This is a genomic window from Azospirillum sp. A26, from assembly GCF_042604635.1.
Classification (GTDB): Bacteria; Pseudomonadota; Alphaproteobacteria; order Azospirillales; family Azospirillaceae; genus Azospirillum; species Azospirillum palustre.
Map to the genome: position 1 here is coordinate 171,785 of NZ_CP170475.1, position 23,595 is coordinate 195,379.

Annotated in this window: 24 protein-coding genes; 14 read left to right on the forward strand and 10 right to left on the reverse strand. The window is 68.8% G+C overall.

The genetic code is table 11. The features are described from left to right. Positions 1-2: 2 nt before the first annotated feature. Positions 3-899: a hypothetical protein gene (locus ABNQ39_RS29630; RefSeq protein WP_376965647.1), complete on the reverse strand. Its 897-nt coding sequence runs from the start codon at positions 897-899 to the stop codon at positions 3-5. 228 nt (positions 900-1,127) lie between these two features. Here ABNQ39_RS29630 and ABNQ39_RS29635 point away from each other — a divergent pair, with 228 nt between their 5' ends. From ABNQ39_RS29635 to ABNQ39_RS29650, 4 genes are all read left to right on the forward strand, one after another. Beyond that, positions 1,128-1,904: an MlaE family ABC transporter permease gene (locus ABNQ39_RS29635; protein WP_109049940.1), complete on the forward strand. Its 777-nt coding sequence runs from the start codon at positions 1,128-1,130 to the stop codon at positions 1,902-1,904. A gap of 10 nt (positions 1,905-1,914) precedes the next feature. Further along, entirely contained in the window at positions 1,915-2,688 is a 774-nt protein-coding gene (locus ABNQ39_RS29640; protein WP_376965649.1) for an ABC transporter ATP-binding protein, read from the forward strand. A 107-nt stretch (positions 2,689-2,795) separates the two neighbouring features. Continuing rightward, positions 2,796-3,470, forward strand: coding sequence for an endonuclease III domain-containing protein (locus ABNQ39_RS29645; protein WP_376965743.1), 675 nt, complete (start codon positions 2,796-2,798; stop codon positions 3,468-3,470). Positions 3,471-3,567: 97 nt separating this feature from the next. After that, complete coding sequence (locus ABNQ39_RS29650; RefSeq protein ID WP_098735150.1) at positions 3,568-3,798, forward strand: DUF1178 family protein; 231 nt, start codon at positions 3,568-3,570, stop codon at positions 3,796-3,798. Between the two features lie 28 nt (positions 3,799-3,826). On the opposite strand, the gene ABNQ39_RS29655 is transcribed toward ABNQ39_RS29650, so the two are convergent. Next, positions 3,827-4,798: a peptidoglycan-binding domain-containing protein gene (locus tag ABNQ39_RS29655; protein ID WP_376965651.1), complete on the reverse strand. Its 972-nt coding sequence runs from the start codon at positions 4,796-4,798 to the stop codon at positions 3,827-3,829. A gap of 244 nt (positions 4,799-5,042) precedes the next feature. Here ABNQ39_RS29655 and ABNQ39_RS29660 point away from each other — a divergent pair, with 244 nt between their 5' ends. Continuing rightward, complete coding sequence (locus tag ABNQ39_RS29660; protein WP_376965652.1) at positions 5,043-5,333, forward strand: hypothetical protein; 291 nt, start codon at positions 5,043-5,045, stop codon at positions 5,331-5,333. 4 nt (positions 5,334-5,337) lie between these two features. On the opposite strand, the gene ABNQ39_RS29665 is transcribed toward ABNQ39_RS29660, so the two are convergent. Then, entirely contained in the window at positions 5,338-5,766 is a 429-nt protein-coding gene (locus ABNQ39_RS29665) for a hypothetical protein (RefSeq protein ID WP_376965653.1), read from the reverse strand. A gap of 22 nt (positions 5,767-5,788) precedes the next feature. Continuing rightward, the gene (locus ABNQ39_RS29670; RefSeq protein ID WP_376965654.1) at positions 5,789-7,288 is read right to left on the reverse strand and encodes a GH1 family beta-glucosidase; all 1,500 of its coding nucleotides are present in this window, start codon (positions 7,286-7,288) and stop codon (positions 5,789-5,791) included. A gap of 149 nt (positions 7,289-7,437) precedes the next feature. Between ABNQ39_RS29670 and ABNQ39_RS29675 the strand changes: the two genes are divergently transcribed. The 5 genes from ABNQ39_RS29675 to ABNQ39_RS29695 all read left to right on the forward strand — a co-directional run bounded on the left by ABNQ39_RS29675 (position 7,438) and on the right by ABNQ39_RS29695 (position 11,088). After that, a complete protein-coding gene (locus tag ABNQ39_RS29675; protein WP_098735145.1) occupies positions 7,438-7,632 on the forward strand; it encodes a twin transmembrane helix small protein in 195 nt (64 codons plus the stop codon). Positions 7,633-7,641: 9 nt separating this feature from the next. Then, positions 7,642-8,211 carry a cob(I)yrinic acid a,c-diamide adenosyltransferase gene (locus tag ABNQ39_RS29680; RefSeq protein ID WP_376965655.1) on the forward strand — a complete coding sequence of 190 codons (570 nt, stop codon included), beginning with the start codon at positions 7,642-7,644 and terminating at the stop codon, positions 8,209-8,211. Positions 8,212-8,398: 187 nt separating this feature from the next. Next, positions 8,399-9,148, forward strand: coding sequence for an electron transfer flavoprotein subunit beta/FixA family protein (locus ABNQ39_RS29685; RefSeq protein WP_376965656.1), 750 nt, complete (start codon positions 8,399-8,401; stop codon positions 9,146-9,148). 16 nt (positions 9,149-9,164) lie between these two features. Beyond that, on the forward strand, positions 9,165-10,124 hold the full coding sequence (locus ABNQ39_RS29690; protein ID WP_376965657.1) for an electron transfer flavoprotein subunit alpha/FixB family protein: 960 nt from the start codon (positions 9,165-9,167) through the stop codon (positions 10,122-10,124). 85 nt (positions 10,125-10,209) lie between these two features. After that, on the forward strand, positions 10,210-11,088 hold the full coding sequence (locus ABNQ39_RS29695) for a 3-hydroxybutyryl-CoA dehydrogenase (protein ID WP_376965658.1): 879 nt from the start codon (positions 10,210-10,212) through the stop codon (positions 11,086-11,088). Positions 11,089-11,151: 63 nt separating this feature from the next. Here ABNQ39_RS29695 and ABNQ39_RS29700 read toward each other — a convergent pair whose 3' ends face one another. Together ABNQ39_RS29700 and ABNQ39_RS29705 are read right to left on the reverse strand one after the other, a co-directional pair. Continuing rightward, positions 11,152-11,769: a glutathione S-transferase gene (locus ABNQ39_RS29700; RefSeq protein ID WP_376965660.1), complete on the reverse strand. Its 618-nt coding sequence runs from the start codon at positions 11,767-11,769 to the stop codon at positions 11,152-11,154. 66 nt (positions 11,770-11,835) lie between these two features. Then, positions 11,836-14,307 (reverse strand): membrane-bound PQQ-dependent dehydrogenase, glucose/quinate/shikimate family, encoded by a 2,472-nt coding sequence (locus tag ABNQ39_RS29705; RefSeq protein WP_376965662.1) that lies wholly within the window; start codon positions 14,305-14,307, stop codon positions 11,836-11,838. 194 nt (positions 14,308-14,501) lie between these two features. Here ABNQ39_RS29705 and ABNQ39_RS29710 point away from each other — a divergent pair, with 194 nt between their 5' ends. Continuing rightward, positions 14,502-15,038, forward strand: coding sequence for a BON domain-containing protein (locus ABNQ39_RS29710; protein WP_376965664.1), 537 nt, complete (start codon positions 14,502-14,504; stop codon positions 15,036-15,038). Positions 15,039-15,211: 173 nt separating this feature from the next. Continuing rightward, entirely contained in the window at positions 15,212-15,421 is a 210-nt protein-coding gene (locus ABNQ39_RS29715) for a hypothetical protein (RefSeq protein WP_098735531.1), read from the forward strand. A 43-nt stretch (positions 15,422-15,464) separates the two neighbouring features. Here the strand turns inward: ABNQ39_RS29715 and ABNQ39_RS29720 are convergent, their stop codons facing one another. Continuing rightward, positions 15,465-15,764: a hypothetical protein gene (locus ABNQ39_RS29720; protein WP_376965666.1), complete on the reverse strand. Its 300-nt coding sequence runs from the start codon at positions 15,762-15,764 to the stop codon at positions 15,465-15,467. Positions 15,765-16,095: 331 nt separating this feature from the next. On the opposite strand from ABNQ39_RS29720, the gene ABNQ39_RS29725 reads away from it, so the two are divergent. Together ABNQ39_RS29725 and ABNQ39_RS29730 are read left to right on the forward strand one after the other, a co-directional pair. After that, complete coding sequence (locus tag ABNQ39_RS29725; RefSeq protein WP_376965668.1) at positions 16,096-17,358, forward strand: allantoate amidohydrolase; 1,263 nt, start codon at positions 16,096-16,098, stop codon at positions 17,356-17,358. A 13-nt stretch (positions 17,359-17,371) separates the two neighbouring features. Further along, a complete protein-coding gene (locus ABNQ39_RS29730; RefSeq protein ID WP_376965670.1) occupies positions 17,372-18,610 on the forward strand; it encodes a M20/M25/M40 family metallo-hydrolase in 1,239 nt (412 codons plus the stop codon). A gap of 44 nt (positions 18,611-18,654) precedes the next feature. Here the strand turns inward: ABNQ39_RS29730 and ABNQ39_RS29735 are convergent, their stop codons facing one another. The 3 genes from ABNQ39_RS29735 to ABNQ39_RS29745 all read right to left on the reverse strand — a co-directional run bounded on the left by ABNQ39_RS29735 (position 18,655) and on the right by ABNQ39_RS29745 (position 23,592). Continuing rightward, on the reverse strand, positions 18,655-19,182 hold the full coding sequence (locus ABNQ39_RS29735) for a DUF2867 domain-containing protein (RefSeq protein ID WP_376965672.1): 528 nt from the start codon (positions 19,180-19,182) through the stop codon (positions 18,655-18,657). A 97-nt stretch (positions 19,183-19,279) separates the two neighbouring features. Next, a complete protein-coding gene (locus tag ABNQ39_RS29740; protein ID WP_376965674.1) occupies positions 19,280-21,076 on the reverse strand; it encodes an alpha/beta hydrolase in 1,797 nt (598 codons plus the stop codon). Then, positions 21,073-23,592 carry a glycoside hydrolase family 2 protein gene (locus tag ABNQ39_RS29745; RefSeq protein WP_376965676.1) on the reverse strand — a complete coding sequence of 840 codons (2,520 nt, stop codon included), beginning with the start codon at positions 23,590-23,592 and terminating at the stop codon, positions 21,073-21,075. The genes ABNQ39_RS29740 and ABNQ39_RS29745 overlap by 4 nt, the downstream gene beginning before the upstream one ends. Positions 23,593-23,595: the final 3 nt, after the last annotated feature.

A 23,595-nucleotide genomic window follows, 5' to 3' on the forward strand; every position in this document is an offset into this window, starting at 1 on the left:
TTTCAGATCGAATTGACGGTCATCGTATAAACGCCTTCCGAACCATCGGAAGAACTGATTTTGAACGTGAACGCCGCTGTCGCCGGCGCCGTGAAGATAAGCTTCGGCTGCAATGCGCCACCACTGTCGTCATCGGACGCCAACGTCTCAAGATATCCGGTGGAGGCGCCTGTCTGATGCCAATAGCCCACCTCCAGAAGTGGATTGAACGGACGACTTGGCCCACTGCCGGTAACCAGGACATCCGCTCGATAAGTTTGACCTTTTTGCAATGGAAGGCTGGTTCCGGACCATGCCTGAGAGTTTGCGGACCCGCTGGCATGAGTATGCAGTTCGACGAAAGGTGTCACCGGCGGTGAGACCACGGTTGGAGGAGAAACCACGGTCGTCGGCGGAACGCTCACAGGCGGCTCGATGGGACGGTTTTCTTTCCAGCCAAAAGCAATATAATGCTGAAGAGCATCGGAAGCATTGCTTGTATTTGTTTGAATATCTTTATTAGCCAATAAATATTTAGACGCATCGAAAGAGTCTATGTTTCTTCTTTCAGCAGCTCCGAAATTCAGATAATGCTGGGCCGCATCGCTTACTGTAATATTTGCACTCAACAGATCAGGGTTGGATGCCAAATATTCTTCAGAATTGAAGGTGATTGTCCGGCCTTCATGCCACCCATGCTCGATATAATGCTGCAAAGCTGCGTTGGAATCCTGACCAAATGCATTTCGCAGATCACCATTGGAAACCAAATAAGCCGCAGCATCGAAGGTCGTCTTGCGGCCTTCTTGGATGCCAAAAGTCGTGTAATGTGACCCGGCTTCGGCAGGGGTCATGCCAGCACGCAACAAATCTGGATTTGCCGCCAAATAGCTGCGGGAATCGAAGCTAGGAATGCTCATCGAACGATCACCAAATCGATATTGCATGCAAAGATATTTATCTGCCCATGAAAATCAACCTGAAATTACCAACCGCCCGCCAGCCCCTATCCCAACGTCTCCGAGCAGGCCGTCAAGCCGGACGGTGCAGTTTCCCACCCCTGCAAAGTCCAAGGATGACCCGGCCGTTCATCGGTGCTATGACCGCATCGCCCAAATGAGTCTCAAACCAAGGATGCGGTCCGACTGATGGGTTTCCTTGCCGCCACCGGCCGGGCCTTCCTGATCTTCCTGGAAGCGACCGGACGCCTTGCCCTGTTCACCGGGTCCGCCCTGTCGCACTGCGTGCGGCCGCCGCTCTATCCGCGCCAGATCCTGCGGCAGATGATCGACATCGGCTATTACTCGCTGCCGGTGGTCGGGCTGACCGCGCTGTTCACCGGCATGGTGCTGGCGTTGCAAAGCTACAGCGGCTTCTCCCGCTTCCAGGCGGAGGGCGCCATCGCCACCGTCGTCGTGCTGTCGATCACCCGCGAACTGGGGCCGGTGCTGGCCGGCCTGATGGTCGCGGGCCGCATCGGCGCCGCCATGGCGGCGGAGATCGGCACCATGCGGGTGACCGAGCAGATCGACGCCCTGTCCACCCTGTCGACCAACCCCTACAAGTATCTGGTGGCACCGCGGCTGATCGCCGGGCTGACCATGGTGCCGCTGCTGGTCATCGTCGCCGACATCATCGGCGTCTTCGGCGGCTTCCTGGTCGGCGTCTACCGGCTGGACTTCAACGCCGCCAGCTACATCAACCGCACCTGGGAATTCCTCCAGCCGGTCGACGTCATCTCCGGCCTGGTCAAGGCGGCGATCTTCGGCTTCCTGATCGCGCTGATGGGCTGCTACCACGGCTACCACTCCAAGGGCGGTGCCCAGGGCGTCGGGGCGGCGACCACCAACGCGGTGGTGTCGGCGTCGATCATGATCCTGGTGTGGAACTACCTGATCACCGGCCTCTTCTTCTCGACCAAGTGAGCGCCACCGCATGACCGTTCCCAAGATCGCGCTCAAGAACGTCACCAAGCATTTCGGCCCGAAGAAGGTGCTGAACGGCATCGATCTGGAGGTGGCGAAGGGCGAGTCGCTGGTCGTCATCGGCGGGTCGGGCACCGGCAAGTCGGTGATGCTGAAGAGCATCCTCGGGCTGCTGACCCCCGATTCCGGCTCGATCCAGGTCGACGGCGTCGAGACGACCCGGCTGCGCTCGCGCGAGCGCGAGAAGCTGCTGCACAAGTTCGGCATGCTGTTCCAGGGCGCCGCCCTGTTCGACAGCCTGAAAGTGTGGGAGAATGTCGCCTTCGGCCTGATCCAGGGCGCCCATATGCCCCGCGCCCAGGCCAAGGAGATCGCCGTCGCCAAGCTGGGCGCCGTCGGCCTCACCCCCGACGTGGCCGAACTGTCGCCCTCGGAGCTGTCGGGCGGCATGCAAAAGCGCGTCGGCCTCGCCCGCGCCATCGCCGACGAGCCGGAGATCATCTTCTTCGACGAGCCGACGACCGGCCTCGACCCGATCATGGCCGACGTCATCAACGAGCTGATCGTGCAGTGCGTGAAGGATCTCGGCGCCACCGCGGTCACCATCACCCACGACATGGCCTCGGCCCGCAAGATCGCCGACCGCATCGCCATGATCTACCAGGGCAAAATCATCTGGACCGGCCATGCCCGCGACATCGACAATTCGGGCAACGCCTATGTCGACCAGTTCGTCCATGGCCGGGCGGACGGGCCGATCAAGATGCAGATCAAGGCGCTGTAAGCGGAACAATCGGGCGGGAACAATCGAGGGGATTTTCCGGTTACCGGACGGGGCTCTTCAGCGTCCCGTTCCCCGGCCCCGTTCCCCGGAGGTGGCCTCCCGTGAGCATGCAGCCCGCGACGTCCCAGGACTTCGACATCGACGAGGTCTTCCGCCGCCTGCGGGTCGCGGTCGCGCCCTATCCCAAGGCGGCGATGTTCGAGCTGCGCGACCGCGGCTATGCCACCCCGTTCCAGCAGTTGGTCGCCAGCCTGATTTCCGCCCGCACGCGGGACGAGACGAGCCTGGAGGTCGCCGAGCGGCTGTTCGCCGTCGCCGGCACGCCGGCCGCCATGGCCGCCCTGCCGGAGGAGCGGTTGGTGGAGCTGCTGCACGGCGCCACCTTCCCGGAACCGAAGGCGCGCGACATCCGCGCGCTGTCCCGCCGCATCGTCGAGGAGCTGGGCGGCGAGGTGCCCGACACGCCGGACGGGCTGATGCGCTTCCATGGGGTGGGGCCGAAGATCGCGGCGCTGACGCTGGCGGTCGGCTTCGGCATCCCGGCGCTGGCCGTCGACATCCATGTCCACCGCATCGCCAACCGCTGGGGCTATGTGCAGGCGCGCACGCCGGAAAAGACGATGGCGGCGTTGCTGGCGGTGCTGCCGAAACGCTATTGGGTGGAGATCAACGAGCGGCTGGTGCCCTTCGGCAAATGGGTGTGCACCGGCGAGCGGCCGCGCTGCTCCACCTGCCCGCTGCTGTCGATGTGCGCGCGGGTGGGGGTCACCGACTCACGCTGACGATTCGGGCTGACGCTTCCGATTGATGCAGATCCTGGCGGGACAGCGGAGGGCTGGCTAGAAACCGCCCGGACTTCCGCTTTTCGAGGCTCCCGCGATGATCGTCTACGCCCTGCATTGCGCCTGCGGCCATGATTTCGACCAGTGGTTCGACAATATGGCCGATTACGACACCAAGAAGGCCGCCGGCATCCCCTGCCCGTCCTGCGGCGGCACCGAGGTCGCCAAGGCCATCATGGCGCCGCGCGTCGGAAAGTCCCAGCCGGCGCCCGCCCCCGCCTGCGGCCCTGGCGGCTGCGGCGGAGGCGGCTGCCCGATGATGATGTAGCGATGATGTGACCGGGGGGCGGCGGCACTCAGCGCCGCCGGGCCTCCGCCGTCAGCCGCGGGCCGGTGGTCAGCTCCTCGCGGCGGCGGGGGGTCCCGAAGCTCGGCTCGACACGGTTTTCACGCGGCCGGTCGTCGCCGGCCGGCGCCCGGCTGAGCGGATCGACGCCGCGGCCGCTGCGCCACCAGGCGAAGCCGATGCCGCCCAGCGTCGCGGCGATCAAGCCGGCGACACCGGCCCGCGCGGTGTTGGACTGCCAGATCGAGGGGGCAGCACCGACCGCCGCCGGTTCCTCGACCGGGGCCGGCTTGCCGTCGGGCGTGGTCGCCGCCACCGCTCCGCGGGGTGCCGCCTGCGGAACAGGCCCTTCGGACGCGCTGGCCGATGCGTTGGCCGCCGGGGCATTGGTTGACAGGCGCGGTGCGCTCTGAGGCGCCGCGCCGGTCGCAGCGATAGACGGCGACGGACGGGCGGCCGGTGCCGCGGCGGGCGCGCTGTGGCTGGCCGAGGAGGACGCGGAGGAGGAAGAAGACGAGGAGGAGGACGACACCGGGGCGCCGCCGAACTGGGCCATGCCGCCGACGCTCTCGTTGCCGGATTCGACCCGGCCGGTCGGGGCGGCGCGCGGCGCCACCTCCTTGTCGCGGCGGGTCTGGCCGACCTGGCTCTTGGACAGGCTGCCCATGGTCGGCGCGGCCTTGCTCTCGCGCTCGCCCATCATCTTGGCGATGGTGGCCTGATCCAGGTTGCCGGTGGCGGGAAGGCCGGCCGACTTTTGATAGGCGCTGAGCGCGGACCGGGTTTCCGGCGTCATCTGGCCCTTGGCCCGGCCGCCGATGTTGTAGCCCTTGTCTTTCAGGATGGTCTGCGCCCACTGGATGTCGGCGACCGACGCCTCGGCCCAGGCCGGGCCCGGGGCCCCCACCGTCAGGGCCGACACCACCAGCGCGACAGCCGCCACCGCGGCGCCACCATGCACCCGCCGCGAAATCCCAGACATTGCCTCTCCCTCCGTCCGTGACATCAGACCGACTTCAGAGCCACGACACTCCCCCGATTCGGGGACTAGGATCGTGTTACCAGATTGCGTCGCATTTCCGGCGGCGATTTTTCGGCGTCTGCTTTGTCAGCCGCGCAGCGTTGCCGAAAAGGCGCGCTCCCGGAAATGGTGCGCGAAAATGGATCGGAAAGGGCCGGACGTGGTAGCGTCAAATCGGGGGCGAAAAAGGAACAGGACGAACGCCATGACCGGGACCGATACCGCAAGCCCGCGACTCCTGCCGGCCTTGCCGGGGCTGGCCGTCCTATCGGCAATGGCCTTGCTGACCGGATGCAGCAGCCCGCCGGCCTACCGCGAATGGACCGCCAGCCCGGACGTGCCGACCGTCGCCTATGACGAATGCACCGAGCAGGTGGACACCGCCATGCGCCTGCGCGGCTATCCGCTGCGCCCCCTGCCGGAAACGCCGCAGTTCGGCTATCGCAAGGAAATCTTCGCCCAGTGCATGCGCCGCAAGGGCTACACGACGGAGTGAGGCTCTACCGTCCACCGGCGAAGTGCAGATAGGCGAGGCCGCCCGCCAGTGTGCCGATCAGGATCACCGCCAGATAGATGCGCAGCGGCAAGGCGACGGGCTCCACGGCCTTGCGCTTGCTACCCGGCTTTCGCCCAGGCGCCGCGGCCGACTTCGGCGCCGGCCTGACCCGGCCGCCTTGAGTGGGGCCGCCTTGGGTCGGGTCGTACAGCTCGATCAGCGTCCAGTTGAACTCCATGCCCTCATAGCCGGAGTCGGCGTTGTAATCGAGCTGGATCAGCCGGAAATAGGCCCGCGGGTTGACGCCGACCATCCGGTCGAAGCGCGCCTTGGCATGGGCCAGCTCCTCCCCGACCTCCAGCGTCTTCCAGCCCTTGCCGCGCGCCTTCTGGATGGCGAATCGGGTGGGCTGGGTCGGGCGGGGGGAGGGCATGGCCGCAGTCTAGCGCGGTTGCTCAGACCAGCGGAACGGCGTTGTTGCGGATGACCGAGGCGTACCAGTCGTAGCTGGCCTTGGGCGTGCGGGCCATCGTCTTGCGGTCGACCTGGACGAGGCCGAAATGGCGGCGGTAGCCCTCCGACCATTCGAAATTGTCCAGCAGGGTCCAGGCCATGTAACCCTTGAGGTTGCAGCCCTCGTCGATCGACTTGGCGGCGGCCAGCAGATGGTCGCGCAGGTAGGCGATGCGGTCGCGGTCCTCGACCCGGCCGCTGGGGCCGACGCTGTCGGGGTAATCGGCGCCATTCTCCGTCACATAGACCGGCGGGTTGCCGTATTTCTCCTGCAACTCGGCCAGGATCTCGCTGAGGCCGTCCGGCTCGACCGGCCATTCCATGCCGGTCTTGCGCGTGCCCTCGGGCGCCGAGCCGTAGCCGGTGCCGAACAGCCCCTGCCCGTCCGGCTGCTGGTGCATGCGGCTGTAGTAGTTGACGCCGAGGAAATCGACCGGCTGCTTGATGCGGGCCAGATCGTCGGGCTTGGCGATGCGGGAGAACTCGGCCTCCAGCTGCTCTGGGAAGCGGCCCTTGAACAGCGGGTCCAGGCAGGAGCGGTTCCACAGCGCGTCCCACATCAGCGAGGCGGGATAGTTCGAGTCGAGCCCGCCGACCGGCCAGGACGGCTGGAGCGACAGCACGGTGCCGAGCCGCCAGTTCTTGCCGCCGGCCTGACGCAGCGCCGCGATGGCCGTGCCCTGGGCGAGGTTCTGGTGGTGGATCGCCTTCAGGCAGTTCTGGCGGCCGGTCATCCCCGGCGCATGCCCGCCGGTGCCGTGGCCGAAGATGGCGACCACCGACGGCTCGTTCAGCATCGCCCAGTTGCGGGCGCGGTCGCCCAGCCGGGCGGTCACCGCCAGGGCGTAGTCGGTGAACCAGCCGGCGATGTCGCGGTTGGTCCAGCCGCCCTTGTCCTGCAACGCCTGCGGCAGGTCCCAATGGAACAGGCAGGGCCAGGGCTGGATGCCCTTGGCCAGCAGCGTGTCGGTCAGCCGGTCGTAGAAGTCCAGCCCCTTGGCGTTCACCGCCCCGGTGCCCTGCGGCATCACCCGCGGCCAGGCGATGGAGAAGCGGTAGGCCTTCATCCCGGCCTTCGCCATCAAATCCACATCCTCGGCATAGCGGTGGTAATGGTCGCAGGCGACGTCGCCGGTGTCGCCGTTGGCGATCCGCCCGAAGGAATGGCTGTAGGTGTCCCAGACGCTGGGGCCGCGCCCATCCTCGGCGACGGCGCCCTCGATCTGGTAGCTGGAGGTCGAGACGCCCCACAGGAAGTCCATCGGGAAGGACACCGACGGGACGGCGGCGGAAGCGGCCCCGGGGGCAGCCCCAGGAGCAGCCAGGACGGCCGGACGGCTCAGCGCCGCCAGGGCGCCGGTGCCGGCCGCGGTGACCGCGGTCGCCTTCAGGGCCGTCTTCAGGAAAGTCCGCCGCTGCATCGCCTGCTTCTCCAAAGTCATGTCAGTTCCGCCAGCCTGTTCCGCCGGCTTCCCCGGTCCCGACGCCGCGCACTGTATGCAGTCCAACGGCTTTGGCAACCGGGTGATTACCCCAGGTCCCGATTCCGTCGCCGTAGGCGCGGGCCGGATGCTGGGATATAGTGAGCCCCATGCAGACTCTCTTCCCCATCCTGATGGTCATGGCGATGCTGGCGGTGGTCGGCTCGCTGTTCGTCGGCCTCTTCTTCATGGCCCGCGGCGGGAGGGGCGACCCGCGCCGCTCCAACAAGGCGATGCGGCTGCGTGTGATGCTCCAGGGCGCCGCCCTGCTGCTGTTCGTCCTCGCCATCCTGACCCAAGGCTGACGCTTCCCCATGGTAAAGCTGACCAAGATCTACACGCGCGGCGGCGACGCCGGCGAAACCTCGCTCGGCGACGGCAGCCGGGTGCCGAAGGGCGACCGCCGCGTCGCCGCCTACGGCACGGTGGACGAGGCGAACGCCGTCATCGGCATGGCGCGGCTGCATACCCATGATTGGCCGGACGCCGACGCCATGCTGGGCCGCATCCAGAACGATCTGTTCGATCTGGGCGCCGACCTTTGCACGCCGGAGGAGGAGGAGCCGAAATACCCGCCGCTGCGCATCGTGCAGGCCCAGGTCGACCGGCTGGAGGCGGAGATCGACGCGATGAACGCCGGTCTGGCGCCGCTGACCTCCTTCATCCTGCCCGGCGGCTCGCCGGCCGCGGCGCATCTGCATCTGGCCCGCACCGTGGTGCGCCGGGCGGAGCGGCTGATGACCGATCTGGCGCGGCACGAACCGGTGACCGCGGCGGCGCTGAAATACGTCAACCGGCTGTCGGACCATCTGTTCGTGCTGAGCCGGGTGGTGAACCGCAACGGGGCGGACGACGTGCTGTGGGTGCCCGGCGCCAACCGCTGAGCAGGCGCATTCCGATTGGCGCCGTGCAGTCTCGCCTGCCGCGGCAACCGGGCCGGCACATGAGGCCGCCCGCGCGTCCGGCGCGTCATTGACAGTGGTATTTCCAGATCCTATGGTCCGTTCGCAACCACAGCAATTTTCGCGGTGTTCGCCGTAACAGGCGCGCGCTCAGCAGCCAGGGTGAGTTATGAAAGTCCTCGTCCCCGTTAAGCGAGTGGTCGACTACAACGTGAAGATCCGCGTCAAGGCGGATGGCAGCGGCGTCGAGACCGCCAACGTGAAGATGAGCATGAACCCCTTCGACGAGATCGCCGTCGAAGAAGCCGTGCGCCTGAAAGAAGCCGGCAAGGCGACCGAGATCGTGGTGGTGTCCGTCGGCCCGACCCAGGCCCAGGAAACGCTGCGCACGGCGCTGGCCATGGGTGCCGACCGCGCCATCCTGGTGCAGACCGACGTGACGACCGAACCGCTGGCCGTCGCCAAGGTCCTCAAGGCCCTGGTCGAGAAGGAGGCTCCCGGCCTCGTCATCCTCGGCAAGCAGGCCATCGACGACGACTGCAACCAGACCGGCCAGATGCTGGCGGCGCTGCTCGGCTGGGGCCAGGGCACCTTCGCCTCGAAGATCGCCGCCGGTGACGGCACGGTCGCCGTGACCCGCGAGATCGACGGCGGGCTGGAGACGGTGGAGCTGAAGCTGCCGGCGGTCGTCACCGCCGACCTGCGCCTGAACGAGCCGCGCTATGCTTCGCTGCCCAACATCATGAAGGCGAAGAAGAAGCCGCTGGAGACCATCGCGCCGGACAGCCTGGGCGTCGACGTCACGCCGCGTCTGAAGACGGTGAAGGTCGCCGAGCCGCCGAAGCGTCAGGCCGGCATCAAGGTGCCGGACGTCGCCACCCTGGTGGACAAGCTCAAGACCGAAGCCCGCGTGATCTGAGGGGAATGAACTGACCATGGCCAACATTCTCGTCATCGCCGACCACGACGGCGTCTCGCTGAAGCCCGCCACACTGAACGCCGTCACCGCCGCCGGCAAGATCGCCAGCGGAATTGGGGGCGATGTCCATATCCTGGTCGCCGGCAAGGGCGCGCAGGCCGCCGCCGATGCCGCCTCGAAGGTGGCCGGCGTCGCCAAGGTGCTGCTGGCCGACGATGCCGCTTATGAGCATCAGCTGCCGGAAGACGTTGCCCCGCTGGTGGTGTCGGTTACCAAGACTGGCTACGGCCATGTCCTGGCCGGCGCCACCTCGGTCGGCAAGAACCTCCTGCCGCGCGTCGCGGCGCTGCTGGACGTCGCCGCCATCTCCGACATCACCGCCGTGCTGTCGGCGGACACGTTCGAACGGCCGATCTACGCCGGCAACGCGATTGCCACCGTGCAGTCGGCCGATGCGGTCAAGGTGATCACCGTCCGCACCACCGCATTCGAGACCGCCGCGTCCGAAGGCGGTTCGGCCGCCGTCGAGGCGGTGTCGGGCGCCGGTGCCGCCGGGCTGTCGAGCTTCGTCTCGGCCGAGCTGACCAAGTCGGAGCGTCCGGAACTGACCGCCGCCCGCGTGGTGGTGTCGGGCGGGCGCGGCATGCAGTCGGGCGAGAACTTCCCGCTGCTGGAGGCCCTGGCCGACAAGCTGGGTGCCGCGGTGGGTGCGTCGCGCGCCGCCGTGGACGCGGGTTTCGTGCCGAACGATTATCAGGTCGGGCAAACCGGCAAGATCGTGGCGCCGGAGCTGTACATCGCCGTCGGCATCTCGGGTGCGATCCAGCATCTGGCCGGCATGAAGGACAGCAAGGTCATCGTCGCGATCAACAAGGATGAGGAAGCGCCCATCTTCCAGGTCGCCGATTACGGCCTCGTCGCGGACCTGTTCAAGGCCGTGCCGGAGCTGACGGAAAAGCTTGATAAGGCGCGCTGATCCAGGCCGCCGCGGCGGTCGCCGGATTGAACCGGTGACCGCCATGGCGGACCAACCACCCCACATCCTTCGCGGGACAGCCTCCATGACCACGATCAAGAAGATTGGCATCATCGGCGCCGGCCAGATGGGCAGCGGCATCACCCAGGTCTGCGCCCAGGCCGGCTACGCCGTCGTCCTGTCCGACATCAGCGAAGCGGCGCTGGAAAAGTCGCTCGCCGGCATCTCCCGGAACTTCGACCGGCAGATCCAGAAGGGCAAGCTGAGCGAGGCGGACAAGACGGCGGCTCTCAGCCGCATCGTCACCGGCACCGACCTGTCGATCTTCGGCGACTGCGATCTGGTGGTCGAGGCCGCGACCGAGAACGAGGCGCTGAAGCGCGACCTCCTGAAGAAGCTGGTCCCGCACCTGAAGCCGGAAGCGCTGATCGCGACGAACACCTCGTCGATCTCGATCACCCGTCTGGCGGCGGCGACCGACCGTCCGGCCAAGTTCATGGGCATGCACTTCATGAACCCGGTGCCGGTGATGCAGCTGGTCGAGCTGATCCGCGGCATCGCCACCGACGAGCCGACCTTCGAGGCCATCAAGGAACTGACGCTCGCCATCGGCAAGACCGCCGCGGTGGCCGAGGATTTCCCGGCCTTCATCGTCAACCGCATCCTGCTGCCGATGATCAACGAGGCCGTCTACACGCTGTATGAGGGCGTCGGCGGCGTCGACGCCATCGACACCGCGCTGAAGCTGGGCGCCAACCACCCGATGGGCCCGCTGGAGCTGGCCGACTTCATCGGGCTGGACACCTGTCTGGCGGTGATGCAGGTGCTGTACGAGGGCCTTGCCGACAGCAAGTACCGCCCCTGCCCGCTGCTGGTGAAGTATGTCGAGGCCGGCTGGATCGGCAAGAAGTACGGCCGCGGCTTCTACGACTACTCGCAGACGCCGCCGGTGCCGACGCGCTGAGGATTGCCGGTTTTGTGAAAAGGCCCGCCCTGGGAAACCGGGGCGGGCCTTTTTCATTGGCGGTTACTTGAAGTAGGCACCGCCCTTGGCGAGAGCGCGCTGCCATGCCGGACGGGCGTGCATGGCGTCGACGAAGGCAGCGAGTTTCGGCCAGCGGCTGCGGTTGCCCTTCATCATCGCAATCTCGATCGGGAAGCTGAGCATGATGTCGGCACCGGTCAAGCTGTCGCCGACGAAATGGCCGGACGGGCGAAGCTCGGACTCCAGATAGTCGAAATGGCTGGCCAGCTGCTCCTGGATACGGGGATGCAGGGGCGCGCCCGCCTCGCCCAGCCGCCCGACATAAAGGTCGAGCAGCACCGGGGTCATCACAGAGCCTTCGGCGAAATGCATCAGCTGGAGATGGCGCAACGCGTCGTCCGAGCCGGCTGGCGGCAGGAAACGGCCGGCACGCTCGCACAGATGCTGGACGATGGCGCCGGACTCCATGACGATCCGTCCGTCGATGTCCAGCAGCGGGGATTTCCCCAGCGGATGCACCGCCTTCAGTTCCGGCGGCGCCAGATTGGTCGTCTTGTCGCGCTGGTAGAAGCGGAGTTCATAGGGAAGCTCCAGCTCCTCCAGCAGCCACAGGATCCGCTGCGACCGGCTGTTGTTGAGATGATGGACGACGATGGTCAAGGAAGGCCCTCCCGAGATCGGTTGAGTTGCAGGGTCCGGCGGTCGGGCCCGGTGGTCGAGGACAGGTCACTTCGGCAGCGCGTAGGCGATCACCGAATCGCCCCCCTTGGTCCCCAGCGAGCCGTGCCCGCCGGCCACCACCAGCACATATTGCCGGCCGTCCTCGCCCTGGTAGGTCATCGGCGTCGCCTGACCGCCGGCCGGCAGGCGGCTCTCCCACAGCTGCCTGCCGGTGGAGACGTCGTAGGCCCGGACATAATAGTCAATGGTGCCGGACAGGAAGGCGACGCCACCCGCGGTCATCATCGGGCCGCCCAGGTTGGGCACGCCCATGCGCAACGGCAGCGGCACCGGCGAGGCGTCGCGCGTGGTGCCGTTCTTGTGCTTCCAGACCACCTTGCCGGTCGTCAGGTCGGCGGCGGCGACATAGCCCCAGGGCGGCGACTGGCAGGGCAGGCCGAGCACCGAGACGAAGGGGCCGAGCTTGATCGCATAGGGCGCGCCGAAATTCTCGTTCAGCGCCGGCAGGCTGAATTTGGGCCGCTCGCCGCCCTGGACATAGAGGTCGCTGTCGTTCTTGCGCGGCACCAGCTGCGAGACGAAGGCGAGGTAGGTCGGGGTGGTGAAGGCAACCTGACGCTGGGGATCGACGGCGACGCTGCCCCAGTTGAAGACGCCGAAATTGCCGGGATAGATCAGCGAGCCCTGAAGCGACGGCGGGGTGAAGCGGCCGTCGTAGCGCAGGCGCTTCAGCGCGATGCGGCAGGCGAGCTGGTCGAACATCGTCGCCCCCCACATGTCCGCCCCGCTCAGCGGCGGCGGGTCGTAGGACAGGGCCGAGACCGGCTGGGTCGGGGCGGCACGGTCGCCCTCGGCGGCCCCCTGCGGCGCCGGCTTCTCGGTCACCGGCAGGACCGGCTGGCCGGTGCGGCGGTCGAGCACGAACAGCTCGCCCTGCTTGGTCGGCTGGACCAGGGCCGGGACGGTCTGGCCGTTGACGGTCAAATCGATCAGGCTGGGCTGCGCCGGCACGTCATAGTCCCACAGGTCGTGATGCACGGTCTGGAAGACCCAGCGCACCTGCCCCGTCGCCAGATCGAGCGCGACGACGGAGGAGGAGAAGCGCTCCACCTCCGGGCTGCGGTTGCCGCCGAACTGGTCGGGCGGCTGGTTGCCCAGCGGCAGATAGACCATGCCCAGCGCCTCGTCGACGCTGGCGATCGACCAGCTGTTGGGCGAGTTGGCGGTGTAGGTCTGACCGTCGGCAATCGGCGCGGTCTGGTCCGGCTTGGCCGAATCCCAGTTCCACACCAGCCGGCCGCTGTCGGCGTCGAAGGCGCGGACGACGCCCGACTGCTCCTTGGTCGAGACATTGTCCAGCACCGTGCCGCCGACGACGATCAGCTTGGCGGTCACCACCGGCGGCGAGGTCGAATAATAGGCACCGGGTTGGACGTTGGGCATGTTGGCCCACAGATTGACCTGCCCGTTCTCGCCAAAGCCGGTGCAGATCGACCCGTCCTCCGAATTCAGCGCCACCAGACGGCCGTCGGCGGTCGGCATGAACAGCTTGGCAGCGCAGGCACCGCCGGCCGCCGGGGTGGATGCCGTGGCCGTCGCGGCCTGCGGTGCCGGGCGGTAGGACAGGCCGCGGCAGGTCAGGTGCTGCAAGGCCAGCTGCTTCGGGTCGATCTGCAGGTCGCGGCGCCAGACCTCCTTGCCGGTGGTGGCGTCGAGCGCGATGACATGCTGGTGCGGCGAGCACAGGAACAGCCGGTTGCCGATCTTCAGCGGCGTCACCTCGAAGGTGGTTTCCTTCGGGTCGCCGGGCTGGTCGCGCAGGTCGCCGGTCTCATAGCTCCAGGCGACCTGGAGCTTGTCCGCATTGTCCGGCGTGATGCCGGACAGCGGCGAGTAGCGCTGGCCGAAGCCGGTGCGGCCATAGGCCTGCCATTCCCCATCCGGGACCACCGGACCGGTGCCGCCAGCCGGAGCCGCGGCGGATGCGGTCTGCTGGCGCGCCGGAACCGTGCCGTCGATGCGGTGCGGGTCGGTGAACCAGGAGGCGACGGCGACCAGCAGCACGACGGCCAGCGCGGCGGTCAGCGGCAGGCCGGTGCCGCGGAAGACGCCGACGGGATAGACCCCGGGCGCCGGTGCGCCGGCCATCGGCTGGCGCTCGCCCAGGCGGCGGGTGACCCAGGGCAGCAGCAGCAGGAATCCCACCACCGCGATCACGTCGCCGCGTGCCGACAGCGGCCACCAGTCCAGCCCGACCTCCCACAAGGCCCAGATCAGCGTGCCGATCACCAGCAGCGCATAGACCGACAGGGCCATAGGCGACCGCTTCGCCAGCAAGGCGGCGGTGGCGAGGAACAGCAGGCCGGCGACGGCGTAGTACCAGGAGCCGCCCAGCAGGATCAGCCAGAGGCCGCCGCCCAGCGCCCCCAGCCCCAGAACCGCCAGCAGGATGACCATCGCCCAGAGGGCGAAACCGCCCCTCGCCCGGAGAGCGACGCTTGGTTCGGACTGTTTCATGGCACGCACCTCGACCGAAAGCTTTTCGGACCGAACAGCCAGGCGCGGCCAAGGTTGCGGCGGATTCGCTCCCCATCTCCTTTCACCCCGCAGGGCTGACCTTCCGGGCGCGCCGGGCTCACGCGCCGGAACGCCGCGGGCGCAACTTTTGTTGAAGGGCAAAGGAGTCTGACATCAACGAGACGGAGGCCGCCATGCACCGCCATCCCTGGAGCGAAGAGTTCGTCAAGATGAGCCCGCAGGCCAACTATCGCGGCGTCGGCCCGCGCAACTACCGCCGCTCCGACGAGCGCATTCTGGAGGACATCAACGAGCGCCTGACCGAGGACCACCACATCGACGCCTCCGACATCGGCGTACGGGTGGAGGGTGGCGAGGTGACGCTGTCCGGCACCGTCGGCGACCGCGCCGCGCGCCGCCGGGCGGAGGACATCGCCGAAAGCGTGTCGGGCGTCGGCCATGTCCAGAACGACCTGCGCGTCGCCGGCCGGACCGCGCCGGGTGGGGCAACCTCCGCCGGCATCGGCGAACGGGTCGAGCCGGCGGCCCCGCAGGGCGAGGGCAGCGTGACCGGCCCCGGCGCCCCGGCCCGGGACGCGATGGTGGCGGCGCTCGACAACAGCTCCATGGTGCTGGGCAAGCAGCCGCTGCCGGAAGACGACACCCTGCGGCACGGGGACGCAATGGCCGAAAATGAGGGGGCCGGCAGCGGCGGGCGCGACCGGCGCTGAATCAAGAGCTTGCTGGGGGGCGTTCGCCCCCCTGCACCGCATGCGCTGCTGCCCTGCGCCAGGGGCGGAGAGCCGGAGAGACTGCTTAACCGTTGGTTAACCGCCGGGGACCATTGTCCCGCGGCCAATCGAGTATCCCCTCTCAAGCCTTCTGGAACAGAGCATCTGCCATCATGGGCAACAAGACCATCAAGCTTTCCGACAAGTCCGGCTACCGCGACGTCGAACTGGACCAGCTGCCGCGCAACGTGCGCGCCGCGGTCACCGACCTGTCGACCAAGAACCCGGTCGCCGACATCATCGTCGACCAGTCCGGCATGCTGTACCGCATCCACCTGTCGGCCCCGGCCAACATGTATGTGGATGTCCTGTCCGTCGCCTGACGCGACGCCACGGCGCATCGGTTTCGCGAAGGGCGGTTTGCAGCTATTGCAGCCGCCCTTCGTCGTTCCGGCCCTCCAGCCGGGCCAGGGCCCGGTTCAGCAGCCGGGGCGGCAGCATCGCCACAGCCCCCTCGCGCACGGCGCGCACATCCTCGATGTCCAGCCCGGTGGCGACGGCCAGCTGGCGGTCGTCCAGCTCGCGGTCCTCCGCCAGCAGCGTGATCCACCCCGCCAGCGTGCGGGCCTGGACCAGCTCGGTCCGGTTGTTGAACCACAGGGCGGCGCCGGGCCGGCCAATCGGCGTTGCGTTCTCGAAAGGCATGTCGGGATCGAAAGACGTCATGGACGCACCTCCCCTCAGCTGTTTCTTTCGCACTCGCAGCAAATATGCGCCCCGATACGACGGTTGATCGGGCGCTTTTGTTCATCCTCATCTATGAAGTCTGCCCGAGTGTTCCAGAGGGTGGTAGGCATTATTCGGCACCACCAACGAATTCCGGCCTGTCTTTTGCGCTGCGGCACGAGCGGATGGTGCTGGGGCCGCACCTTTCCGGGATTCTTTGAAACTGTCTTCGCCGGCCGGGGGCTAGGGCGGACGCACGGCTTCGGCGTATAACCGGTTCCATCGTCCTGATTCCATCGTCCCGCTTCCTCAGCGCATTTCGGAACCGCCGATGCCCGATTCCCTGCTGCCCGACTCTCCGTTGTCAGGACCGGCCCTTCTCGACCGCATCGACGCGCTCGCGGCGATCAGCGCGGAGGAGGGGCGGCTGTCGCGCCTCTACCTGACGCCGGAACACCGCCGCGCCAACGACCTCGTCGCCGGCTGGATGCGCGAGGCGGGGATGGGCGTGCGCGAGGACGCCGTCGGCAACATCGTTGGCCGCTATGAGGGCGAGCGGCCGGGGCTGCCGGCCCTGCTGATCGGCTCGCACCTCGACACCGTGCGCGATGCCGGACGCTATGACGGCATGCTGGGGGTGCTGAGCGGCATCGCCGTGGTCGCCGACCTGAACGCCCGCGGCCGGCGCCTGCCCTTCGCCGTCGAGGTGATCGGCTTCGGCGACGAGGAGGGCACCCGCTTCCAATCGACCCTGATCGGCAGCCGTGCCATCGCCGGCACCTTCGACCCGGCGGTGCTGGAGACGCGCGACGCCGCCGGCACCCGGCTGGCCGACGCCATGACCGCCTTCGGGCTCGACCCCGCCGCCTGGGCGACCGCCGCCTACAAGGCCGACGACGTGCTGGCCTATGCCGAGCTGCACATCGAACAGGGGCCGGTGCTGGAGGCGCTGGGCCGGCCGGTCGGCGTGGTTACCGCCATCGCCGGCGCCGCCCGGCTCGCGGTGACGGTGGAGGGGATGGCCGGCCATGCCGGCACCGTGCCGATGACCCTGCGCCGCGACGCGCTGGCGGCCTCGGCCGAGATGATCCTGGCGGTGGAACAGCTCTGCTCCGGACAGGAGCGGCTGGTCGGCACCGTCGGCCGGATCGAGGCGTCGCCCGGCGCCACCAACGTCATCGCCGGCAAGGTCCGCTTCACCATCGACCTGCGCGCCGACCGCGATCCCCTGCGGCTGGAGCGGGTTGGCGCGGTGCGCGCCCGGCTGGAGGCCATCGCCGACGCCCGCGGCGTCGCCATCGGCTTCGAGACGCTGCATGAAAGCCCGGCCGTGGCCTGCCACCCGGCGCTGATGGCGCAGGTCGCCGCCGCCGCCGAGGCGGAGGGGCTGGATGCGCCGGAACTGCCGAGCGGCGCCGGCCATGACGCGATGGCGGTGGCGGCGCTGACCGACATCGCCATGCTGTTCGTGCGCTGCGAGCGCGGCATCTCGCACAACCCGGCCGAACGCATCACCGCTGCCGACGCCGAGGCCGGCGCCCGCGTGCTCGCCCGCTTCGTCGAGAATTTCCAGCCCGCAACATCCATCCCGTGACGGACCGCCTGCCATGACCGACCTGTCCCCCTCCCTCGCCGCCACGCTTGACGAGGCGGTGAATGCCCGCTTCGACGAGGAAGTCCGTTTCCTGGCGGAGCTGGTGAAGGTGCCGTCCGACAACCCGGCGGGCGACTGCGCCCCCCACGCCGTCCGCGCCGCCGAGCTGCTGGAGGCGATGGGCTTCACGGTGGAGCGCCACCCGGTGCCGGCCGAGCTGGTGCGGGCCAACGGCATGATCAGCGCCACCAATCTGGTGATCCGCCACCGCTTCGGGGACGGGCCCACGGTGGCGCTGAACGCCCATGGCGACGTGGTGCCGCCGGGCGAAGGCTGGTCGAGCGACCCCTACGGCGCCGAGATCCGCGACGGCGTGATGTATGGCCGCGGCGTGGCGGTGTCGAAGTCGGACTTCGCCAGCTACGCCTTCGCGCTTCGGGCGCTGATGGCCGCGCAGACGCCGCTGAAGGGCACGGTCGAGCTGCACCTGACCTACGACGAGGAGGCCGGCGGCGAGATCGGGCCGAAATGGCTGCTCGACCAGGGGATTTCCAAGCCGGACTACGCGGTGTCGGCCAGCTTCGCCTATTCGGTGGTGACCGGGCACAACGGTTGCCTGCATCTGGAGGTGCAGGTCGACGGCAAGTCCGCCCACGCCGCCCGTCCCGACACCGGCCATGACGCGCTGGAGGCGGCGACCGGCATCCTGACCGCGCTCTATGCCCACCGGCCGGAGCTGGCGACGCGCCGGTCGAGCGTCGCCGGCATCACCCACCCGTCGCTGACGGTCGGGTTGATCCAGGGCGGCATCAACACCAACGTGGTGCCCGACCGTGTCACCTTCCGCCTCGACCGCCGCATGATCCCGGAAGAGAACCCGGCGGAGGTCGAGGCCGAGCTGCGCGGCCTGATCGAGGGCGCCATCGCGGGGCGGGAGGGCATCCGCGTGTCCATCCGCCGCATCCTGCTGGCCCGCCCCTTCCGCTCGGTCGGCGACGCGCCGCGGCTGGCAGCCCTGTTCGCCGCCCATGCGCAGGAGGTTCTCGGCGTGCCGGTCGGCCAGACCGGCATCCCGCTCTACACCGACGCCCGCCATTATTCGGAGGCCGGCATCCCGACCATCCTCTACGGCGCCGGCCCGCGCGACCTGCTGGAGGCCAACGGCCACCGCGCCGACGAGAAGCTGGTGCTGGAGGATCTGCGCAAGGCGACCCAGGTAGTGGCGCGGTCGCTGGCGGAACTGCTGGGGTAAGGCGACCGCCGATAAGCCCTCTCCCCTCCGGGGAGAGGGCCATTTCACCCGGCCTTGCGGGAGAGATAGCTGCGCAGCGAGGCCGGGACGATCATCCTGTGCATTGGCTTGACCACCAGCATGTAGGCCTTGCCGAGCCGGTTCTTCGTTCTCACCACCGTGGTGACCGCCGCCCGCTGGCGGTCGCCGTCGGAGGGGAGCTTGCGCACCGACAGCCAGACGTCGAGATGCCTATCGCGGTCGCAGACCACCACCTCGTCCTCCCGGTTTTCGACCAGCGTGAAGATGCCGATCCGGTCGCCGGGCCGGTAGGAGCCGGCCGGCTTGGCGGGATCGACGGCGCCGAGCGCGCCCAGATCCTTCAGGCCGAGCAGACGGACCGCCTTGTTGCGCAGCCACATCATCCGCTCGATCCAGGGCGGGCTGGCGGCCAGCACCTGGATCAGGAGTTCGAGCGCCGACAGCCCCGGATCGGGCACGGGAAAGCGGTAGGAATCGTGGAAGTCCGCCGCCGGGAGCTGCCGATACAGCGCACAGTCGGCCGGAACGTCCGAAAGCTCGATCCGGTACATTGGAACGGTCTCCGCGGGAGATGGCGATCCCGCAGACGGTCCGCCGCAACCGGGGGCCCTGTCAATACGTCTCCCGTGCCCGTCCCGGAGGGGTCCTCTACCCCACCCGCTCGCCGGATGGCAGCCCTCCGGATGATAGGTCCAGGCCCCAGCCGGTCAGGTCTGAGGCGGCGGGATCCGCCTGGGCCGCGCTGTCCAGATTGGCCAGATGACGGTCGATCATGCGGTCCAGCCGGTCGCGCGCCTCCCAGACCGTCAGGCTGTGGTCGGAGCGGTCGAGATAGGCCACCTCGATGCCGGACAGCCCGTCGAGCGCCCGGCCGCCCTCGCCCAGATGCAGGTAGAACTCGGCCAGCGTCATGTCGCCGCTGCTGTAGACCACCAGCACCCGCCGGCCCTCCGCCGACAGGCGGCGGAACATGCGGAGCGCGTGGCGGGTCAGGCCGGTGCGGAGAAGCACCTTGCGGAGGAAGCGCCCGGCCAGACGCTTGGCCAGCCCGGTCAGGCGGGCGGGCTTGCGGAAGCTGGCGCGCAGCCGGGCCGGCTTCAGCGCCTCGATCAGATATTCCTTGGTGGAGCGGAAGGCGACCGTCCGCATCAGCTCCGACACGGCGATGCCGCCGCCCATCTCGAACCGGCCGGGGTTCAGCACGATCTGGCCGACGACGCGGTCGTCGCCAAGGCCGGCATGCAGGGCGGGCGTGCCGCCGGCGCACAGGCCGATGACGACGACGCGCTCGTGCCCCTGCTCCTCCAACCAGTTCAGCGCGGCGCGAACGTCGCCCATCACCCCCTTGTTGTAGAGCAGATTGTCTGGGAAGCCGGGGCGGTCGGGGCTGTCGCCGATGCCGGCGGCGTCGATGCGCAGCGAGGTGTAGCCGCGCGCCGCCAGCCGCCGCGCCTGCACCACCGTGGCGCGGCCGGAGCCGACATGGTGGGTGGCCCCGCTGTTCAGGAACAGGATGGCCGGACGGTTGCCGGCCGGATCGGCCAGGACCGGCGTGCAGTAGATGCCGAACAGCTCCGGCGCGCTGCCGAAGAAGATCGGGCGTTCGACCGCGGTCGGCATCATCAGCCCGGCCGGGCGGTCCGGCGGCGGGGTGGCGCCGGTGGCGACCGGAGCGGCGGCGACGATCCAGCGCAGCACCGGCTCGAAGGCGGCGGCGGCCTGGGCGCGCTGCGGCTGCTGGGTCAGCTCCATCATGCCGCTGACGCCCATCGGCTCCGCCATCGCACCCAGCGTGCGCCAGCGGGCGGCCAGCTTCACCGGGGTCTTCCCCTCCGGCCGGTCGGCGATCAGGATGCGCGGCGCCGGCAGGGCCGGCGCGTCGCAGGGGTTGAGGCCGCCCAGCGTCAGCGCGGTTTCCGGCGTCAGCGGCATGCCGATGACGTTCAGCCAGGACGAGCGCTCCGGCGGTTCCGGGTTGCAGACCGGACGCAGCACGATGGAGGACAGCGTCTGCATTTCACGGACCGCCTTGCGGCCCGAGGTGATCGGCGCCATCAACACCAGCCTGTCGATGCCCTGCCCGTCCGCCGCCATCTCCAGCGCGGCGGCGGTGGCGAGCAGCGCGCCCATGCGGAAGCCGACCAGGGTCACGTCGGTGACGCCGGTGTCCTCGCGCAGGCGGCGAACCGCCGCCTTGACGCCGTCGAGCCAAGCGCGCACCCGGTCCGGCTCGCCGTCGTCGCCGGCCGAATCGCCGGAGCCGGGATAGTCGAACCGCAGCGTCGGCAGCCCGGCGGACGCCAGGCTTTCGGCGAAGCTCTTCCAAGCCCGGTGGGCGCACAGCTCCTCGTACCCGTAGGGACCGCAGAGGACCACCCCGCGCAGCCCCTCGGCCGGGTGCAGCCATCCGAAACAACCCTCGAACACCACCGGTGTCGGCTTCATGCGTTCCCCCTGTAGCGGACGGGCGCCAGCGCGTTCAGCGCGTGGACCTCGCCGTCTGGCACCATCCGTCCGGCCGATGCCGTCCCGTCCGTAACCCCAACCCCAGACCCAGAACCATTCCCAGTCTGCGAACCGGCCTTCGGCCGCAGGCGGACAACCCGCTCGACGCCGGGGGCGAGATGGAACCAGCCGTCATCCGCCTGGAACCGCTCGTCCTCGACATGCACCGAACAGGCGAACCGTCCTGTCGCCAGCCGCAACGCCCACTCGTCGCCGCCTGAACTCTCTTGGCGCTCGACCACCGCCGTCAACCCCAGGTCGGCGCGCGGCAGCGCGCGTCCCTTTGGAAAATAATGAGACTCGTCAATTGGTTCCGCGCCCCTTTCGGCCAGCAGCAACTGAGCCGTCACCACATCGTGCGAGATAGGCCCAAACCTGTAGGCGTAGGTCGTGTCAAAAAAGCGGTCGGACATCTCGGCGGCGGCCAGCGCCACCGCCCCCCTCGCCGGAATCGTCACCGGACGCTCCGCCTTCAGGACCGGGACCGCCCCCTCCCGCCAAGCGGTCAGCCGCAGCAGAGCCTCCACCGGGCGGGCGGTGTCGTTGACCAGATGCACCGCCAGCCCGTTGACGCCCTCGTCGGTCAGGATCACCCGCAGCGGGCGGAAGGCACGCTTCAGGGCGTACCAGGCCGGCTTGGGCATGCCGTCGGCGGCGACCACGCCCCAGCCTGCACCGGCCCAGGGGTCGCGCCACTGCCAGACCAGCCCGCCCGCGCAACTGGAGCCGACGCGCCGCCACTCGTCGAACACCGCCTGCATCACCTCGCCGGTCACCGCGCGCGACAGGCGGCGGTAGCGGTCGGGGTCCTCGTAGCGCAGGCGGCGCGGATCGACGGCGTAGAGGCTTTCCAGATAATGCTCCCGCACATCCTCGAAGTCCCAGGAGGCGCCGGGATCGCGCGGCACCCGCTGCTTCCAGCGCGGATGGTGGAGCGCCGGGACGCCGAGCGGATCGTCCTCGGGCAAGTTGGCGAAGGCAAGGCATTCGCTGGCGAAGCGCACGCCGGCCCTGCGGGCATCCTCCAGCGGCTTCATGTAGGCGCCAACGCCGTAGTAATGGGTCACCCCGGCATTGGCGATGAAGGGCAACGGCCCGCCGCTCGGGGAGTTCGGCACCTGGATCAGGTCGGGCCGCCGGGTCGTCGCAGCTTCCGCGATCACCGCCGTCAGCGCGGCTTGCGTCCAGGAGGCGCGGGGCAGTCCCAGCATGGCCGCCTGCTGTTCCATCTCGCTGCCGCCGCAGAGCACCGCCAGCGACGGCGAGGTTTGGGTGCGGTCGAGCAGCTGGGCGATCTCCGCCCGCACGTTGTTCAGGAAGGCGGCGTCGGTGGGATAGTCGAAATTGGCGAACATGGCATCCTGCCAGACCAGCAGGCCCAGCTCGTCGCACAGCTCGAAGAAGGCGTCGCCCTCATACAGCATGGTGCCGCCGACGCGGACCATGTTGGCCCCGGCCTCGCGCATCCGGCGCAGTTCCGGCTCGTAGACCGCACGGTCGGACGACAGCCCGACCAGATCGACCGGCACCCAGCAGCCGCCCCGGCAGAACACGCGCTCGCCGTTCACCAGCAGCGCGAAGCCGGTGCCGTCCGCCCCGCGGTCGACCGCCAGAGAGCGGAAGCCGACACGGCCGAGATCGACTTCGGCCGATCCAATCCGGGCGGCGATGCCGTGCAGGACCGGCTCGCCATGGGTGTGCGGCCACCAGGGCTCGACACCGGGCAGGGTCAGATCGGCGGTGAAGCCATCCACCCCGTCGAAGACGAGCGGCGCCGTGCGGCCGGCGACCTCGACCGAACCATTGGTGCCGGGAGCAGCCCCCTCCACCGTCAGGCGCAGCGACAGATGGCCGTCGCGTCCGTCATAAGCGGTGCGCAGGTCGGCGGCGACGACACGGCACGGGCCGGTGTCCTCCACCAGCTCCACCGGGCGGAAGGGGCCGACGGCATGGATCGGCGGGCACCAGCCCGGCATGTGGCCCAGCAGGGTGGTGCGGATGAAGCGCAGCCCCGCCGGCTCGGCCAGCTTGGGGCGCCAGCGGGCGCGGCCCTTCTTCGCCGCCAGCACCGGGTGCAGGGCGTGGAAGCGGATGGACAGCTCGGCCTCGCCGGTCAGCGTCACCGGCACCTCATGGGCCAGATACATGCTGTCGGAGGTCAGGATGCGCTCGCCGTCCAGCCGCACCTCCGCGATGGTGGCGAGGCCGTGGAAGCGCAGGGTGTGGGGGCCATGGCCGGTGAGGCGGGTGCGGTAGACGAAATCCTTGTCGTGCAGCGGGGCGGGGTCCTCCGCCGACCACAGGCCGGCGGCCTGGAGGGCCTGGGCGGCGGTGCCGGGAACCGGGGCGGGGATGCCCTCTCCGCCGTCCGGTCCGCCGGGCGCCGAGACGGTCAGCGTCCATCCCCGATCCAGAAGGGTCCGCCGCTGTCCCGTGACCGCTCGGATTAGGGCCATCGC

What these genes read in the sequence shown, in the direction of transcription:
- ABNQ39_RS29685 (WP_376965656.1), top strand. Translation starts at nt 8,399, where the DNA reads ATGAAAGTCCTCGTCCCCGTTAAGCGAGTGGTCGACTACAACGTGAAG.
- ABNQ39_RS29680 (WP_376965655.1), top strand. Translation starts at nt 7,642, where the DNA reads ATGGTAAAGCTGACCAAGATCTACACGCGCGGCGGCGACGCCGGCGAA.
- ABNQ39_RS29640 (WP_376965649.1), top strand. Translation starts at nt 1,915, where the DNA reads ATGACCGTTCCCAAGATCGCGCTCAAGAACGTCACCAAGCATTTCGGC.
- ABNQ39_RS29715 (WP_098735531.1), top strand. Translation starts at nt 15,212, where the DNA reads ATGGGCAACAAGACCATCAAGCTTTCCGACAAGTCCGGCTACCGCGAC.
- ABNQ39_RS29670 (WP_376965654.1), bottom strand. Translation starts at nt 7,288, where the DNA reads ATGACTTTGGAGAAGCAGGCGATGCAGCGGCGGACTTTCCTGAAGACG.
- ABNQ39_RS29665 (WP_376965653.1), bottom strand. Translation starts at nt 5,766, where the DNA reads ATGCCCTCCCCCCGCCCGACCCAGCCCACCCGATTCGCCATCCAGAAG.
- ABNQ39_RS29645 (WP_376965743.1), top strand. Translation starts at nt 2,796, where the DNA reads ATGCAGCCCGCGACGTCCCAGGACTTCGACATCGACGAGGTCTTCCGC.
- ABNQ39_RS29650 (WP_098735150.1), top strand. Translation starts at nt 3,568, where the DNA reads ATGATCGTCTACGCCCTGCATTGCGCCTGCGGCCATGATTTCGACCAG.
- ABNQ39_RS29740 (WP_376965674.1), bottom strand. Translation starts at nt 21,076, where the DNA reads ATGAAGCCGACACCGGTGGTGTTCGAGGGTTGTTTCGGATGGCTGCAC.
- ABNQ39_RS29675 (WP_098735145.1), top strand. Translation starts at nt 7,438, where the DNA reads ATGCAGACTCTCTTCCCCATCCTGATGGTCATGGCGATGCTGGCGGTG.
- ABNQ39_RS29710 (WP_376965664.1), top strand. Translation starts at nt 14,502, where the DNA reads ATGCACCGCCATCCCTGGAGCGAAGAGTTCGTCAAGATGAGCCCGCAG.
- ABNQ39_RS29705 (WP_376965662.1), bottom strand. Translation starts at nt 14,307, where the DNA reads ATGAAACAGTCCGAACCAAGCGTCGCTCTCCGGGCGAGGGGCGGTTTC.
- ABNQ39_RS29735 (WP_376965672.1), bottom strand. Translation starts at nt 19,182, where the DNA reads ATGTACCGGATCGAGCTTTCGGACGTTCCGGCCGACTGTGCGCTGTAT.
- ABNQ39_RS29695 (WP_376965658.1), top strand. Translation starts at nt 10,210, where the DNA reads ATGACCACGATCAAGAAGATTGGCATCATCGGCGCCGGCCAGATGGGC.
- ABNQ39_RS29690 (WP_376965657.1), top strand. Translation starts at nt 9,165, where the DNA reads ATGGCCAACATTCTCGTCATCGCCGACCACGACGGCGTCTCGCTGAAG.
- ABNQ39_RS29655 (WP_376965651.1), bottom strand. Translation starts at nt 4,798, where the DNA reads ATGTCTGGGATTTCGCGGCGGGTGCATGGTGGCGCCGCGGTGGCGGCT.
- ABNQ39_RS29635 (WP_109049940.1), top strand. Translation starts at nt 1,128, where the DNA reads ATGGGTTTCCTTGCCGCCACCGGCCGGGCCTTCCTGATCTTCCTGGAA.
- ABNQ39_RS29630 (WP_376965647.1), bottom strand. Translation starts at nt 899, where the DNA reads ATGAGCATTCCTAGCTTCGATTCCCGCAGCTATTTGGCGGCAAATCCA.
- ABNQ39_RS29720 (WP_376965666.1), bottom strand. Translation starts at nt 15,764, where the DNA reads ATGACGTCTTTCGATCCCGACATGCCTTTCGAGAACGCAACGCCGATT.
- ABNQ39_RS29730 (WP_376965670.1), top strand. Translation starts at nt 17,372, where the DNA reads ATGACCGACCTGTCCCCCTCCCTCGCCGCCACGCTTGACGAGGCGGTG.
- ABNQ39_RS29660 (WP_376965652.1), top strand. Translation starts at nt 5,043, where the DNA reads ATGACCGGGACCGATACCGCAAGCCCGCGACTCCTGCCGGCCTTGCCG.
- ABNQ39_RS29745 (WP_376965676.1), bottom strand. Translation starts at nt 23,592, where the DNA reads ATGGCCCTAATCCGAGCGGTCACGGGACAGCGGCGGACCCTTCTGGAT.
- ABNQ39_RS29725 (WP_376965668.1), top strand. Translation starts at nt 16,096, where the DNA reads ATGCCCGATTCCCTGCTGCCCGACTCTCCGTTGTCAGGACCGGCCCTT.